We start from the raw sequence: 13,678 nt of genomic DNA, 5'->3' as shown, positions 1-13,678 counted from the left end.
GCGCTGCAGAGGCAAACAATGTTCGATGCGCGAGAACTGTTCAGGTGTGATTTCCATGGCACCAGTTTCTTGGAAATCTGCTGATCTTGGAATTAGTGTTAACACGCCCTAGCCGCGCAGCCGGCCTCACTTGAGGCTTCCCCCCGATTCTCTCGTTTGTACGGATGGAAGACATCTCAAGCGTCGGGGGATACTTCGTGCATGGATCGTCTCCCTCCTCTCAATGCAGTGCGCGCTTTCGAAGCGGTGGCACGCCACCTCAGCATGAGCCTTGCTGCCGCCGAACTGCACGTCACCCCTGGCGCCATCAGCCGACAGGTGCAGTTGCTGGAGTCACACCTGGGCGTGAGCCTGCTCAAGCGCGGACATCGCCAGGTATCGCTGACGCGCCAGGGGTCTGACTTCTTCCGCGCCTCTGCAAAAGCCATCGAACTCATCCGCTCGGCGGGCCTGCGGGTCAAGCGCGGCCGGCGCGCACAGTTGAAGATCCGGGCCTACACGACATTTTCGATGAAGTGGCTCATCCCTCGCCTGTCGGGCTTCCACGCGGCGCACCCCGACGTGGAGGTGCTGCTCACCACCTCACTCGATCCGGTCGATTTCAAGCGCGATGACCTCGACGGAGCCATTCGCTTGGGCGACGGGAAATGGCCGGATGTGACGGCACACCGCCTCGTGGCAAACATCCTCACCCCAGTGGCCAGTCCAAAGCTCATTAAAGCTGGACCGCCGCTGCGCAAACCCGAAGACCTCGCGGCCCACACGCTTCTGCATTCAATCGCACGGCCCGACGACTGGGCGGTTTGGCTGGAAGATGCCGGCGTCATCGAACACCTTGACCCGCATGCGGGCATGACGTACGAGAGTTCAGCAATCGCCTACGCGGCCGCAGTGGAAGGCCAGGGCCTGGCCATGGCGCAACTCTTCCTCGTGGAGCCGGAGCTGGCCACCGGCAAGCTCAAGCGTCCGTTCAAACACACCTTGGACATGGGCGACTTCACCTACTACCTCATCACACCCCGTGCGCGTCCCGAGAGCGTGCACATGCAGCAGTTCAGGCTGTGGTTGCTGGAACACCTGGGGGCGGTGGCGGCGCCGTAGGCGTGCCGTCTGCCGCTGGTGCTGTCGCCTGCACGTCGCCACCTGTCAGCAGGGCTTCAATGGCCGCCTCGTCGTAGCCCAGCCCGCGCAACACGCTGCGCGTGTCCGCGCCAAGGGAGGGCGCGGTGCGATAGGGCAGCCCGGCACTCTCCAGGGAGTTGACCGGGAACGCCGGCACCTGCAGCGGCCCGTAGCCTGCGATGTCCAGGGTGGCCATGGAGCGGTTGGCGGCCACCTGCGGATGGCGCGCCAGATCCTCGTAGTTGCCGATGCGAGCACACAAGATGTCCTGCGCCAGCAGCAGCGGCAACCAGTGATCGGTGGGGTGCGTTCGAAACAGGGCGTTGAGGGCTTCGCGCATCTCGTCGCGGTGGGCTGTACGCAGGACCGAGGTGGTAAAGCGCGCGTCCTGCGCCAGTTCGGGGCGCCCCAGCACGCTGCAGAGCTTTTGCCAGCGGTCGCCCATGTAGGCCGCCACCATGATCCAGCCATCCGCCGTCTCAAACGCCTCGTTTGGTGCGGAGTAAGGCGCGGCGCTGCCGATGCGTTTTGGCAGCACACGGTCGCTCATGTAACTGGCGATTGCAGGAGCCTGCAGGCCAATCGCGGAGTTCATCAGGTTCACGTCGAGGTGGCCACCCACGCCGGTCGCGGTGCGCTGCATCAGCCGGGCGAGTATCGCGGTCGACGCCACGTAGCCGGTGACGACGTCCACAGCAGGCGTTTGCACCTTGCAAGGCTCTGACCCCGGGGTGCCGATGATGCTCATGAGACCGGTGTCGGCCTGCAGAATTCCGTCCACCCCGGCGCGTCCGGCATATGGACCCTGCTGCCCATAGGCAGAGATGGAGCAATAGACCAGGCGCGGAAATTCACGGCACAGCACCTCGTGGCCAAGGCCGAGCCGCCTCATCACGCCAGGGCGCATGCTCTCGATCAACACGTCGGCCTCCGCGATAAGGCGCCACGCCACCTCCAGGCCGCCGGGAGTCTTGAGGTCGGCGCAGATGCCCTGCTTGTTTCGGTTGAGAGCATGGAACAAGGCACTGTCCTTGCCTACCCAGCCCGGACCCAGCGTACGGCCCAGGTCGCCCTCGGGGGGTTCCACCTTCACCACTGTGGCGCCCAGATCGGCCAGCAACATGGTGCACGTGGGGCCCGCCGCGATTTGCGAGAAGTCGACCACCTTCAGGCCGTTCAAGGCGGTTCTCAACATGGCGTTTCTCCAGCACGGGTGGTGGTTGATTTCTTGAACGACCCGATGGCCGTGGCCGCCAGGCTTCCGTCGGGCGCGAACAGCTCACCCGACGAAAAGTAGATGCTGCGGCCTTCGCCCGTAACGCGACCGATCACCCGTAAGCGGCCTTGGTCGAGCTTTCGCAGGTAACTCACACTGAGGGTGATGGTGGCCGCGTCGGCCGCCACGCCGTCAGCTGCCGACAGCAGGCCGGCATAGCCGCAGGCCGCATCCAGCAATGTGGCAGCCACGCCGCCCTGCACGCGGCCGCGGCGGTTGAGGTGGCGTGGTGCCAGCGGTAGGGCCATCTCGCAATAACCCGCGCGCCATTGGACGAGCTCGACGCCCAGCTCTTCCAGCATCGGGTTGCCCAGAGATGGGGCTGCGGGCAGCGCGCTCACATCTCCACCTTGATCTTGTGTTCGGTGACCACGCGATTCCAACGCGTAAGGTCTCGGTCCATCAGACCTTTGAGGGCTTCGGGGGTGGATGTCTCGGTCTCAAAGCCCAGCTTGGTGAGCTGCTGCAACATCTGAGGCTGCTTGAGCACCTGATTGAGCGCGGCGTTGAGCTTGGCCACAACAGGCTTCGGCGTTTGTGCTGGTGCCAGCAGACAGTACCAGAGCGCGGCCTCGTAGCCTTTGAGCCCTGCCTCACCAAAACTGGGCAGAGCTGGCAGCAAGTTTGATCGCTGCTGGCCCGCGATGCCCAACGGCATCAGCCTGCCCGTCTCGACGAACGACAGCACGGACGCCATGGTGCCGAAGGTGACCTCCACCTGACCACCCACCACGTCGGTGACGGCGGGCCCCGTGCCGCGGTATGGGATGTGCACCATGAATGACTTCGTCATGCGCGAGAACACCTCGCCGGCCAAGTGCTGCGGCGTGCCATTGCCCGGGCTGCTGTAGGACAATTTGCCGGGGTTGGCCTGCGCGTACTTGAGGAAGTCGTTGAGGTTCTTGAAGGGTTGTGTGTTGTTGGCTACCAGCACAATCGGCACCGACGCGATCAGACCGACCGGTGCGAAATCCTTTTCGATGTTGAACGGCGTCTTCACGCCGAGTGCGGGGTTGATCGTGGTCTGGTTGGACGCAATGAGGATGGTGTGGCCGTCGGGCGCGGCCTTGGCCACCTGGTCGGTGCCCAGATTGCCGCCGGCGCCGGGCCGGTTGTCCACCACCACGGATTGGCCCAGGATCTCTGCCAGACGTGGGGCGATAGCACGGGCCAGCAAGTCGTTCCCACCGCCGGGAGCAAAGGGCACGACAAGGCGCACGACCTGCGTTGGCCAAGCCGGCGCGGGAGCCTGAGCCCATGCGGGCGCAGCGTGAAGGGACGACGCTGCCAGGACAGTGAGGGCGAAGCGGCGGCGGGACAGAAGGGTGGAAAGGGTTGCTTTGTTCATGGTTTGTCTCCAGGTTGAGTGAAATCGACGCTTTATAGGGCGTTCATTGGCCTACGAAATGGGGTGGGCGGCGTTCGGCGAAGGCTGCGCGACCTTCCTGACGGTCTCGCGTGTCGCGCAACGCGCCCCAGTGCAGCTCGGTGAGTTCCTGCGCTTGAGCGTCGCTGAGATGGGCAGTCTGCAGGCTCAGCTTCTTGACCGACTGAAGCGCCAGTGGCGCGTTGCCGGCGATGCGTTGCGCGAGCTCCATCGCTCGGGGCAGCAGCTGGTCACGCGCCACGGTCTCCGACACCAGCCCCCAGCGCAGCGCTTGCGCTGCATCAATGCGCCCGCCCGTCATGACCATCTGCATGGCCGGCGCGCGGGCGATGGCGCGGGTGAGTCGGTGCACACCGGAGACACCAGGGATTGAGCCCACGGCCACCTCCGGCAAGCCGAACTGCGCACCTTCGCTGGCAATGCGCAGATCGCACTGCAGTGCGAGCTCCAACCCACCGCCCAGGCAGAAGCCATGTACGGCGGCAATCATCGGTTTCCAGACCTCCAGATCCGACAGGTCCATAAGGCGGATGTACAGGCCCAGTTCACTGGCCGACGCCTTGTCACGAAACATTGCCTGCGCATAAGGTGCGGGCGAGGAGCGCGTGCCCTTGAGGTCGGCACCTACGCAAAAGGCCTTGTCGCCAGAGCCAGTAAGCACCAACGCACGCAGGCTGTCGTCCTCCTGGAAGCGCACGAGGTGGGCGCGGAGTTCACGCAGCGAATCGATATCCAGCGCATTGAGCGCCGCGGGGCGGTCCAGGGTGACAGTGGCAACCGCATCTTGAGTGTCGAATTGCACAGGCATGTCGACTCCTCAAACGCTCGGCGATGACAAGCTGCGGCCACCGCAAACGTACAGCGTCTGGCCTGTCACGTACGAAGAGGATGGGCTCAGGAAAAACTCGACCGCATTCGCCACATCATCGGCATTGCCGATGCGCTTGACCGGCACCGACTCGCGCAAGCGCGCCTGCACTTCCGGCGTGAAGTCGCGAAACAGCGGCGTGTCAACAATGCCGGGCGCGATGGTGTTGACCGTGACACCCTTGGCCGCAAACTCGATCGCCAGGCTGCGGGTGAGACTCACCACGCCACCTTTGGCAGCAGAGTAGTTGGCCTGCCCGAAACCACCAAGCCAGGCGCGAGACGAGATGTTCACGATTCGGCCGAACCCCTGCTCGATCATGCCCGGCAAGGCCGCCTTGCAGCACAGAAACTGCGAGCGCAGGTTTGTGTCGATGACCAGATCCCAGTCGTCTTCGCTCATCTTGAGGAAGCGCATATCACGCACGGCTCCCGCATTGTTGACCAGGAAGCCCACCGTGCCCATCGCTGCGATGGTGGCTTCGAATGCGCCAGCGACCTGCTGACCGTTGGTCAGGTCCACGGTTTGGGTGAACACCTTGAGGCCTTGCGACTCAAGGCCTGCAGCCGCAGCGGCCAGTGCCGTTGCATCGCGGTCGAAGAGCGCCACCTTCGCGCCCTGGGCGGCCAGGCGCGATGCAATTCCGAGTCCGATGCCACGCGCGGCGCCAGTCACAACCGCGCAAGGGGCATTTTGGAACGTGGTGCTCATGTCAGATCCCCAGCAAATGCACGGACGATGCGGCGTGATCCACGCCGGCGATACCCCCGCCCGTGCACTGTGTCAGGCCGATCTTCGGCGATCCACTTTGGCGCCCGCCAGCGCGGCCCTGCAATTGCCACACCACTTCGACCATCTGTGCGACACCGGTAGCGCCCAACGGATGCCCCTTGGCAAGCAGGCCACCACTTGGGTTGACTGGCACACGCCCGCCAAGCTTGGTGGCCCCCGAACCCAGCAGAGCGGCGCCCTCCCCTTCGGCCGCTAAGCCCAAAGCTTCGTAGTAAAGCAGTTCGGCGATCGTGAATGCATCGTGCAGTTCGACCACACCGACGTCGGCCGGCGATACGCCTGCGGCCTCGTACGCCAGTCTCGCGGCGCGCGCCGTGATTTCGGCGTCCAGGATATCGTCACGCGCTTCCTCGGCCATGCCGGATTGCACGATGGAGGCCAGGATCTGCACAGGCTTTCCGTGGTGTGCGGCCGGGCTCGTGCCGAGTACCAGCGCGGCTGCCCCATCCACCTGTGACGGGCAGCATTGCAACAGCGTCAGCGGGTCGGCCACCATGCGCGAGGCAAGCACCTGTTCTGCGGTGACCTCGCTGCGCTGCTGCGCATACGGATTGAGCGTGCCATTGAACCGGTTCTTCACGGCGATGGCGGCCAGGTCGGCGGTCGTGCCGCGCCCCTCGTGAATGAAACGGGTTCCTCGCATCGCGTACACCGCCGGAAGCACCATGCCAGAGCGTGCGTACAGAGCGGTCTTGTCGTCATTGAGCTGCAACGGAATGGTGCCGCCGCCGAGTTGGGTCAACTGCTCGATACCGAAGACCAGCACGCGGCGGTATTGACCGGCCATCAGTGCATGGCGCGCCAGGTGCACGGCCGTGGCACCGCTGGCACAGGCGTTTTCGACGTTGTAGACAGGGATGCCCTTGAGACCGAGGTCGCGGACGATGACCTGACCAAGGATCATGCCTCCGAACACGTTGGAGCAATAGATGGCGTCGATGTCGCTCAGATCGGCCTGAGCGTCTTCCAGTGCGCCAAAGATGGCCTGCTGTGCCAGTTCCGGGGCTTGCACGCCAATATGGCGGCCAAACGGCGTCATGGCCACGCCGTGAATGTATGTGGATGCGCTCATCTCAATCGCCCTTCTTTTGCTGCTTCACGACAAACTGGTATCCCAACTCCGGGTCCGGGATGGCTTCGCACGGCGAACCCACGGCAGGGATTGCTCCGTGCGCGAACCTTGCGAACACCCGCAGCGGTCCCGGCAAGTCAACGTAACCCAGTGCATAGGCGGCAGCGCCGGTCTTGGGATTCGGGTGGATGACGGAGTAGCTGTAGACCAGTCCCTCTGTGCTCACGTCCACGGTTTCATGTTGTCCGGCCAGAGGCGAATGCACGGGATAGGGCGGGAAGCGCAGTGCGCCTGATGTGCGATGGCGGGATGCCAGCAAGCGCGGCGGCTCGGCGTTGCTCCAGATGGGGGTGGTCTCGTTCACGCAGTGTCTCCTTGAGTCGGTACTGGAATTCGAGACCGAATAGTTCCAGAGCGCACAGGCGATGACAAACGAGTTTTTGCTCTCTTTCACTTGAGAAAAACTGAATCGAGGTTCAGCATTTGAGCGTCGTCAGCGGGCGTCTTTCAGCGCTGATCGACCCGGATTTCGACCGCCAATTGGAGCTGCCATTTTCTGCGATGTGCAGCCAGGGGCTGAAGCGCGGACGGCCGTGTGGCCTGGGTGCGCGCGCCGGGCGGGGACGAGCGGCTGATAGTTGCTCATGTTGGCTGCGAGCGGGACAGGCAGTCCGCTGGATGCCGTTGCCCAAGAGCGCTAGGTGTGAATTCCTCAGCAGCGCCTAACCGTGCACGAACACCCCGATCGAGCGCTCGTTTCGATCAGCCTTTGGAATTCTGTGGGCGGGCTCATGCCACGCTGTACGCAGGTAGCAGGTATCGAAGGCAGGCGATCGCCAAGTCGCAACAGGCCACCCTGGATGGCCTCCGCCAATTCTTCGGCGAATTGCTGGTATCGGGTCAGTCGCAACCCAGTCATCTAGACTACCCAGTTCCCAGTTTCCTAGGAAGCTTACAGCGCAGACAGTCGGATCAGCAACCCGGAACGCCCCAAGCTCCAACAACAAATCCGCCGAGGGATCAGCCCGGCGCCCCAGTATTAAAGCCAGCGTGACAGCAAGACCAGCACCAGAACTGTGGCGACTCCGTTCAGGCCCATAGCCAGTGCTGCAAAGGCCACGCTGCCCGGGCTCGTTTGCAAGACCCGCGCAACGCCGATGGCGTGTGCTACCAAGCCCAGTGTGAAGCCTCGCACGATGTCGCACTCCTCGCCTTCCCCGATCCGCAGCCAGTGCAGCAGCGGCCCAGCCAGCAAACAGCCGAGCACGCCGGTCGCGACAACGGCCATCGCGGCCACAGCAGGCATTCCGCCCGCGCGCTCGGCTGCCAACATGGCCATTGGCATGGTGGCAGCCTTGGGCGCCAGTGACAGCGCGAACGACATCGGCGTACCGAAGAGGTGGCACAGCAAAAGGGTGCCCAGCACCGACACCGTGCAACCCGCCGCCAACGAGACGAACAGCGGCGCAGCCAGCCGTTGTAGTAAGGCCGCCTGCCGGAACAAAGGGACGGCCAAGGCGATGATGGCCGGCCCTGTCAGCCATCGCAGCAAGCGGGTGGCCTCGACATACAGCGGGTAGCCCGTGCCGGCAAGTGCCATCGCAGCGAGCACCAGGGCCGTGCCGGTGAGCACCGGCAGGCACAAAAGATGGTGGCCACTGCGACGGTACAGCGACAGAGCAATGAGATAGGCTGCCAGCGTGATCGTCGACCAAAACATCATCGCGAAACGCGCTTGACCAAGCGATGCAGCGTCCAGGCAGTGGCGACCAGCGTAAAGGCCGTGACAAAAACCGCGGCGAGCAAAAACGCTGCAGCGTGTTGCGCCAACAAACCTGCATAAAAGCCCACGGCAGCCACCGACGGGATGAGGAAGAGCATCAAATGGCGCAGGAGGGGCGCGCTCACGTCGTCCAACGCACGCGGCACATCGCCCGCGACCAGCAATGCACCGAACAGAATCAGCAAACCCACCAGCGAGCCCGGAATCGGCCAATCAAAGACCGCCACCACGGTATCTCCGAGCCATTGCAGGGCCCCCAAGCCGATGGCGGCCAGCAGTGCTCGGATGATGCGCGATCCACCTGACAACTTGAACATGGGTCAAGTATCCCTCGCGCGCGCGACACCACGGATCAGAAGTGGGAATTTCCGGCAGGACCAGATAACCAAAATCCCATCTGATCCGGTCGCATTTGAATAATCTGAATCTTTACTGACAGAAGCTTCCAGGCCAACATACTGGCCATGCTCACTGAACCTCTGGCCGCAAACTTCAACGCCTACGCCAATGCCGCGCGCAGCGCCCCAGTTGGCGAGAACGCCCTGAAGAGGGTGGTAGACACCGGCCTGCTACTGTGTGCTTTGCCACCCGCGCTGGGCGGCGCAGGCGAAAGCCTTGATGTTCTGGCTGAGAGAGCCCGGTTTATGCGCGAGAACGATGCAACAGCCGCAGAGGTCCTGTGGGCCCAACGTCTGGCCATTGAGGCGCTGGTGCGCTCGCCCAACGTGGGCCTGCGCGAACTGTGGTTGCCCGACCTGCTCTCTGGCCTTCGCGCCGGAACGGTGGCCCTGAACGGACCACCGCTGAAAGGTCACGACAAGGGCCGCGGCTGGCTCTTGACAGGACGGCTGAAGGACGTCGCCAACTTGGCCTGGGAGGGCTTCTCGCTGGTAGCGCCGATTCGTCTGGGCGATGGCCCACCAGGCTGGGCATTGCTGCGCAGCGAGGAAGACGGCCTGTCCGTCGAGTCCTTGCTGGCAACTGCAGGCCAAGGTCCGAGCAATGGCCTGTCCACCCTCAGCATTCAAGGCGTCTTCTTTCGTGAGGACGAGTGGCTCGGCGGCCCGGAGCTACAGATGCATCTGACTCCAGTGGCAAGAGCCCTCTCGGGCGCACAACCGCATTCCTCAACCTGAACCCTTCAGTTCAAGCCATTCTGATCCCTACCCGCACCATTCCAACAGTTTCCGCTCCATGCGGATCCGTCGAACCGGTCCGAGAGCTTTCAACCTTTATCGTGCCGAAGTAAGTGACGAGTACAGTGAGCAACTCCCATGAGGAGTCGATTTACCTAGGACTGGAAGTTGCGAGGGGCAATTTTTGAGCGATGAAGTTTGGGTCATCTGCCTTTGTGCTCACTGGTGTCATCAATGCCGCGATCTGCAGCCCTTTTTCTCTGCATTAAAAGTACAGCAACCCGCTGTGCATTGGCGTTGGATAGACATAGAAGACACTCTGACATAGTTGAACATCTTGACATCAACACCTTTTCAACTTACATGGTTGTAGCGAGAGGCGAGATGAAGTTTTTTGGGCCTGGACCAGCACACACAGGAACATTGCCCAGCTTTGTTCGCATGCACACTTCCAGTACGACCCAGCAGTTTAGGCAGGATCTGCACCTATGGCGCGCATTCCAAACAGTCCAAAGCTTGGATAGCAACCCCTGAACTTGCCGCTCGCTTGATCTCTTTGCGCCACCGAGCTGAGGTCAAGCTCTCCTCGCACTCAGAACGTCCCAAAAATGCCGATGGCCAGGCTGCTGGAGGTTTCTGTTTATCCATCTGGAAATGGGAATCAGGTGGTACTGCACCTTGTGCAAGACGAGTACCGAAAATCCTGCAACGGCCGTCTCTGGGCAAGCGCTTGTGTCGCCCAGGTTGATTGATTGCACCATTGCGTCGACGAATCTACGCGCTCACACCAAGCCGAGAGCCTGCAGCGTTCTGGTAAAGCCCAGCAGGTCCGCGGTATAGGCACCTTCTGCGATAGCCTTTCGCTGCAGAGCCTCCTTCTCCTCGCGAATCAGGCTGGCGGCGATGGTCGACACGAGCTCTTCGGCTGGTACCACGACGAGGCCATCGCGGTCGCCCACGATTACGTCCCCCGGCTGGATAAGCACGTCTCCGATCGAGACGGGGACGTTGACTTTGCCCGGCTGGTTCTTGGCAGTGCCCTTGATTGAAAGACCTCGACAGAACACGGGAAAGCCCAGCTCGATGATCGTATTGGCATCGCGCACACAGCCATTGATGACCAAGCCGGCGATACCGACCTTCATCGCCTGGATCGTCAACACATCGCCCCAGGGGCCCGCTTCCATGAAGCCTTTGGCGTCCACCACCAGAACGTCGCCGGGTTTGGCCTTTTGAACGGCATAGTGCAGCACCAAGTTGTCCGCAGGGCGGCAATCGACGGGGAAGGCTGGTCCCACCAAGCGCACCGTCGGGTCGATCGGCTTCATGCCGCTGTCCAAAGCGCCCTTGGCGCCTTGCGCCTCATAGACGGTGGCTGCGCCCAAGTCGCGCAACTGTAGAGTTTGTACTTCCGTGATGGCCATTGGATTCTCGGCTTGAAGGGCGATGGGGTCGGTGGAGTCGCGTGTCTGGGTCGGACTCCGTCCACGCGTGTTCATGAAGAGATAAAAACAGGAAGCTGAGGCACGTGCCTTCAGTCGACCTTCGCGCCTGAGCGCTTGACCAAGGACGCCCAGTAGGGCAACTCCTTGGCAATGAACTGCGAAAACTGCTTGGGGGAGCCGGACATCTCGCGCGAACCCATTTCGACAAGCCTCTTCGACACGTCCGGGCTCTGAAGAACCTTGAACATGTCCCGATTCAGGCGGTCCACCAGAGGCGCAGGCGTCTTGATCGGGACAAAGATGCCGTACCAGTTCTCGATCACGAAACTTGTGTAGCCAAGTTCCTTCATGGTCGGGATGTCGGGCAAGTTCTTCGAACGCTCGCTCCCGGTCGTTGCCAGGGCCCGGATGCGCCCGGAGCCGAGCTGCGAGGCAATCGCCGTGGTTGTTTCGAAGGCCACAGGCACTTGGGCGGCAATCACATCCTGCAAGGCCGGGCCCTGCCCACGATAGGGGATGTGCGTCATATCCAGTCCCATCTCCAGCTTGAGCAACTCACCCATCAGGTGCTGCGGGCTACCGCTGCCTCCGGAAGCAAAGCTGTATTTGCCGGGATTGGCCCTGACCGCTGCCACCAGTTGATCGACCGACTTGGCCGACTCAGCCGCATTGACGTAGAGAACCAGCGGCACGGAGGCCACCTCTACGACGGGTGCCAGGGTCGTGACGGGATCCAGGCGAAGTTTGTACAGATTGCGGTTGATCACCACCCCGGTGTTGTTGCCCAACAGCAGGGTGCAGCCGTCCGGGGCGGCGCTGGAGACAAACGCCGTGCCGATGTTGCTGCTCGCGCCACCCTTGTTCTCCACAATGACAGCGGTCCCCAGCTCCTTGGCCAGACCCGGTGCTAGAAGGCGGGAAAGTATGTCGGTGGTTCCACCGGGAGGGTATGGCGAGACAATCTTCACGACCGGGCACGGATAGGACGACTGCGCCATGGCGCCTGTGCCGGCCCAGGCCACCAGGAAACCGATGGCGGTGGCGCGCAGAATCGTGACAAGGGATTTCATATGATGTCTCCGGGTGTTATGGGCAGGTGCTTGATCAGTTTCGACGGCGCTAGCCGGTCAGCGCCGTCGGCGAGCGCTGCAGTGTGTGATAACCAAATTTCTTGCGCGCTTCGGCCAACGCCATTCCATCCAGCGCCGCGTCCAGGATTTGCGCCTCCACCGCACGGGTCTCAAGTGCCTTGGTGAGCACCTGCCGCATGCGCTGGTGCGGCACCACCACGACCCCGTCGTCGTCCCCGATCAACAGGTCGCCAGGGCACACACGCACGTCACCCAGCATGACGGGTTGCTCATATGCTTCGACCTGAATGCGGTCTTTTCCAGTGCGCATGAACTTGCCCAGCGCGAACAGCGGATAGTGCGCATCCTCGGCCTCCGCGGTGTCTCGACACACACCATTCACCACTGTCCCGCCGATGCCCTTGTGGGCGGCAAGCTGGCTCAGGATTCCACCCCAGACCGTGCAGTCCATTCGACCGGCGTTGTCCAGCACCACCACACAACCGGGCGAAAGTCGGTCGAGGAAATCCCCCACCGTTCCGGGTTGGAAGCGATCAATAGGCGCAAACCGGATGGTGAATGCCAAACCAAACAACTTGCGACGACCGGACATTGACTGAATGCCCATGGCACTGCCGGGCAGACCAAAGAAGTCGAGGGCATCGGACACCTCGGCGGTAGAAAGGGAACGGCTTTGTCGCAGCCACTCAGGCTCATCCACATCGGGCGTCATGCTTGTCTCCATGCAAAGAAGCCTTGATTCTCAGTTAAGAAAAACTAGAATGAAAGCAACGACTTTTTGCACTAAGGTCAGAAAATATGAATCTAAAGTCACTTCGATATTTCTGCGCAGTGGTCGAGGCTGAGGGCTCAAACCTGGCTGCGGCCAAGCTGCACGTGGTGCCTGCCGCAGTGAGCATGCAGATCATTCAATTGGAGGGACTGTTGGGCGGCAAGTTGTTCGATCGCTCCACGCGCCCCATGAAGCTGACACCCCTGGGTCGCTTTCTGTATCCCAAGGCGAAAGCCGTGTTGTCCGACACCCGACGCCTGTTCGAGGAGGCGCAAGACCTCGTGTCGGGGCACTTCGGCTGGTTGAGCATCGGGTTCACGCGCTCAACGATCTTCTCGGTGCTACCGGAGGCAGTGCGCGAATTGAGCGCAACTTCGCCACGCGTGCGTATCGATCTGACGGAGATCCTGACGGAACATCAAGGTGAGGCCTTGCGCAGCGGCCAGATTCACGTCGGACTCGCCCGCACGATCGGCACATTTTCCGCCGACGAGGGCCTGGATTTCATTCACTTGTTTGACGACCCGCTTCTCGCTGCGATTTCCTCCATCAACCCGCTCTCGCGTCGAAAGATGCTCTCTCCAAAGGACATGGCAGAGATCGCATTCATCAGCTACCCCAAGGACCCGAACAGCAGCTTTGCCCGGCACGCGCTTCAGGCTTTGGAGGAGGTTGGGGCAAAAGTGCATGTCGGCTATGAGGCCAAGGAGATCCACACGGCACTGGGTCTGGTTGCAGCTGGCTTAGGTGTCACGCTGGTCGGCAAGTCAGTGGCTGACAACAACCGGAGTGACATCCGGTTTCTTCCGATAAGGGGAGTCAACACAATTGCCCGCGTGTTCGCCCTTCGAAAGAAGGAGACTCCCCATCGTTTGGTGGACATATTTCTTGACATCGTGAAGGCACAGTCCCGCGCGCGCAGTTGATCGGCACG

General features: G+C 62.0%; 15 protein-coding genes. 3 read left to right on the top strand and 12 right to left on the bottom strand.

The features are described 5' to 3' along the window. Positions 1 to 201 precede the first annotated feature (201 nt). Complete coding sequence (gene gcvA / locus ASE11_RS08605; protein WP_056269259.1) at positions 202 to 1,101, top strand: transcriptional regulator GcvA; 900 nt, start codon at positions 202 to 204, stop codon at positions 1,099 to 1,101. Here gcvA and ASE11_RS08600 read toward each other — a convergent pair. From ASE11_RS08600 to ASE11_RS25285, 9 genes are all read right to left on the bottom strand, one after another. Beyond that, positions 1,055 to 2,317, bottom strand: coding sequence for a CaiB/BaiF CoA transferase family protein (locus ASE11_RS08600; protein WP_082585629.1), 1,263 nt, complete (start codon positions 2,315 to 2,317; stop codon positions 1,055 to 1,057). The genes gcvA and ASE11_RS08600 overlap by 47 nt on opposite strands. Further along, on the bottom strand, positions 2,311 to 2,739 hold the full coding sequence (locus ASE11_RS08595) for a PaaI family thioesterase (protein WP_235501232.1): 429 nt from the start codon (positions 2,737 to 2,739) through the stop codon (positions 2,311 to 2,313). Before ASE11_RS08595 ends, ASE11_RS08600 begins: the two co-directional genes overlap by 7 nt. Then, the gene (locus ASE11_RS08590; protein WP_056269257.1) at positions 2,736 to 3,746 is read right to left on the bottom strand and encodes a tripartite tricarboxylate transporter substrate binding protein; all 1,011 of its coding nucleotides are present in this window, start codon (positions 3,744 to 3,746) and stop codon (positions 2,736 to 2,738) included. The genes ASE11_RS08595 and ASE11_RS08590 overlap by 4 nt, the downstream gene beginning before the upstream one ends. A gap of 43 nt (positions 3,747 to 3,789) precedes the next feature. Continuing rightward, entirely contained in the window at positions 3,790 to 4,593 is an 804-nt protein-coding gene (locus tag ASE11_RS08585; protein ID WP_056269254.1) for an enoyl-CoA hydratase/isomerase family protein, read from the bottom strand. 9 nt (positions 4,594 to 4,602) lie between these two features. Then, entirely contained in the window at positions 4,603 to 5,364 is a 762-nt protein-coding gene (locus ASE11_RS08580) for an SDR family NAD(P)-dependent oxidoreductase (RefSeq protein ID WP_056269252.1), read from the bottom strand. Position 5,365: 1 nt separating this feature from the next. After that, positions 5,366 to 6,517 carry a thiolase family protein gene (locus ASE11_RS08575; RefSeq protein ID WP_056269250.1) on the bottom strand — a complete coding sequence of 384 codons (1,152 nt, stop codon included), beginning with the start codon at positions 6,515 to 6,517 and terminating at the stop codon, positions 5,366 to 5,368. A 1-nt stretch (position 6,518) separates the two neighbouring features. After that, positions 6,519 to 6,881, bottom strand: coding sequence for a Zn-ribbon domain-containing OB-fold protein (locus tag ASE11_RS08570; RefSeq protein WP_056269249.1), 363 nt, complete (start codon positions 6,879 to 6,881; stop codon positions 6,519 to 6,521). A gap of 675 nt (positions 6,882 to 7,556) precedes the next feature. Further along, on the bottom strand, positions 7,557 to 8,240 hold the full coding sequence (locus tag ASE11_RS08565) for an LrgB family protein (protein ID WP_156406277.1): 684 nt from the start codon (positions 8,238 to 8,240) through the stop codon (positions 7,557 to 7,559). Further along, positions 8,237 to 8,617: a CidA/LrgA family protein gene (locus tag ASE11_RS25285; protein ID WP_082585627.1), complete on the bottom strand. Its 381-nt coding sequence runs from the start codon at positions 8,615 to 8,617 to the stop codon at positions 8,237 to 8,239. The genes ASE11_RS08565 and ASE11_RS25285 overlap by 4 nt, the downstream gene beginning before the upstream one ends. A 147-nt stretch (positions 8,618 to 8,764) precedes the next feature. On the opposite strand from ASE11_RS25285, the gene ASE11_RS08560 reads away from it, so the two are divergent. Then, the gene (locus tag ASE11_RS08560) at positions 8,765 to 9,436 is read left to right on the top strand and encodes a hypothetical protein (RefSeq protein ID WP_056269246.1); all 672 of its coding nucleotides are present in this window, start codon (positions 8,765 to 8,767) and stop codon (positions 9,434 to 9,436) included. Between the two features lie 782 nt (positions 9,437 to 10,218). Here ASE11_RS08560 and ASE11_RS08555 read toward each other — a convergent pair. The 3 genes from ASE11_RS08555 to ASE11_RS08545 all read right to left on the bottom strand — a co-directional run bounded on the left by ASE11_RS08555 (position 10,219) and on the right by ASE11_RS08545 (position 12,684). Further along, positions 10,219 to 10,860 carry a 4-carboxy-4-hydroxy-2-oxoadipate aldolase/oxaloacetate decarboxylase gene (locus tag ASE11_RS08555; RefSeq protein ID WP_056269244.1) on the bottom strand — a complete coding sequence of 214 codons (642 nt, stop codon included), beginning with the start codon at positions 10,858 to 10,860 and terminating at the stop codon, positions 10,219 to 10,221. Positions 10,861 to 10,970: 110 nt separating this feature from the next. Further along, positions 10,971 to 11,951 carry a Bug family tripartite tricarboxylate transporter substrate binding protein gene (locus ASE11_RS08550; RefSeq protein ID WP_082585626.1) on the bottom strand — a complete coding sequence of 327 codons (981 nt, stop codon included), beginning with the start codon at positions 11,949 to 11,951 and terminating at the stop codon, positions 10,971 to 10,973. A 49-nt stretch (positions 11,952 to 12,000) separates the two neighbouring features. Further along, on the bottom strand, positions 12,001 to 12,684 hold the full coding sequence (locus tag ASE11_RS08545; protein ID WP_056269242.1) for an RraA family protein: 684 nt from the start codon (positions 12,682 to 12,684) through the stop codon (positions 12,001 to 12,003). Positions 12,685 to 12,770: 86 nt separating this feature from the next. On the opposite strand from ASE11_RS08545, the gene ASE11_RS08540 reads away from it, so the two are divergent. Then, the gene (locus ASE11_RS08540) at positions 12,771 to 13,670 is read left to right on the top strand and encodes a LysR family transcriptional regulator (protein ID WP_056269239.1); all 900 of its coding nucleotides are present in this window, start codon (positions 12,771 to 12,773) and stop codon (positions 13,668 to 13,670) included. The last annotated feature ends 8 nt before the right edge of the window (positions 13,671 to 13,678 follow it).

The sequence above is a fragment of the Hydrogenophaga sp. Root209 genome (assembly GCF_001428625.1).
Classification (GTDB): domain Bacteria; phylum Pseudomonadota; class Gammaproteobacteria; order Burkholderiales; family Burkholderiaceae_C; genus Hydrogenophaga.
Note: the sequence above shows the minus strand (reverse complement) of the source record. Positions and strands in the feature narration are given on the sequence as shown.

Bases quoted from the DNA above. Each gene is read 5' to 3' on its own strand.
- gcvA (WP_056269259.1), top strand. From the start codon at position 202: ATGGATCGTCTCCCTCCTCTCAATGCAGTGCGCGCTTTCGAAGCGGTG.
- ASE11_RS08600 (WP_082585629.1), bottom strand. From the start codon at position 2,317: ATGTTGAGAACCGCCTTGAACGGCCTGAAGGTGGTCGACTTCTCGCAA.
- ASE11_RS08590 (WP_056269257.1), bottom strand. From the start codon at position 3,746: ATGAACAAAGCAACCCTTTCCACCCTTCTGTCCCGCCGCCGCTTCGCC.
- ASE11_RS08585 (WP_056269254.1), bottom strand. From the start codon at position 4,593: ATGCCTGTGCAATTCGACACTCAAGATGCGGTTGCCACTGTCACCCTG.
- ASE11_RS08580 (WP_056269252.1), bottom strand. From the start codon at position 5,364: ATGAGCACCACGTTCCAAAATGCCCCTTGCGCGGTTGTGACTGGCGCC.
- ASE11_RS08575 (WP_056269250.1), bottom strand. From the start codon at position 6,517: ATGAGCGCATCCACATACATTCACGGCGTGGCCATGACGCCGTTTGGC.
- ASE11_RS08565 (WP_156406277.1), bottom strand. From the start codon at position 8,240: ATGATGTTTTGGTCGACGATCACGCTGGCAGCCTATCTCATTGCTCTG.
- ASE11_RS25285 (WP_082585627.1), bottom strand. From the start codon at position 8,617: ATGTTCAAGTTGTCAGGTGGATCGCGCATCATCCGAGCACTGCTGGCC.
- ASE11_RS08560 (WP_056269246.1), top strand. From the start codon at position 8,765: ATGCTCACTGAACCTCTGGCCGCAAACTTCAACGCCTACGCCAATGCC.
- ASE11_RS08555 (WP_056269244.1), bottom strand. From the start codon at position 10,860: ATGGCCATCACGGAAGTACAAACTCTACAGTTGCGCGACTTGGGCGCA.
- ASE11_RS08550 (WP_082585626.1), bottom strand. From the start codon at position 11,951: ATGAAATCCCTTGTCACGATTCTGCGCGCCACCGCCATCGGTTTCCTG.
- ASE11_RS08545 (WP_056269242.1), bottom strand. From the start codon at position 12,684: ATGACGCCCGATGTGGATGAGCCTGAGTGGCTGCGACAAAGCCGTTCC.
- ASE11_RS08540 (WP_056269239.1), top strand. From the start codon at position 12,771: ATGAATCTAAAGTCACTTCGATATTTCTGCGCAGTGGTCGAGGCTGAG.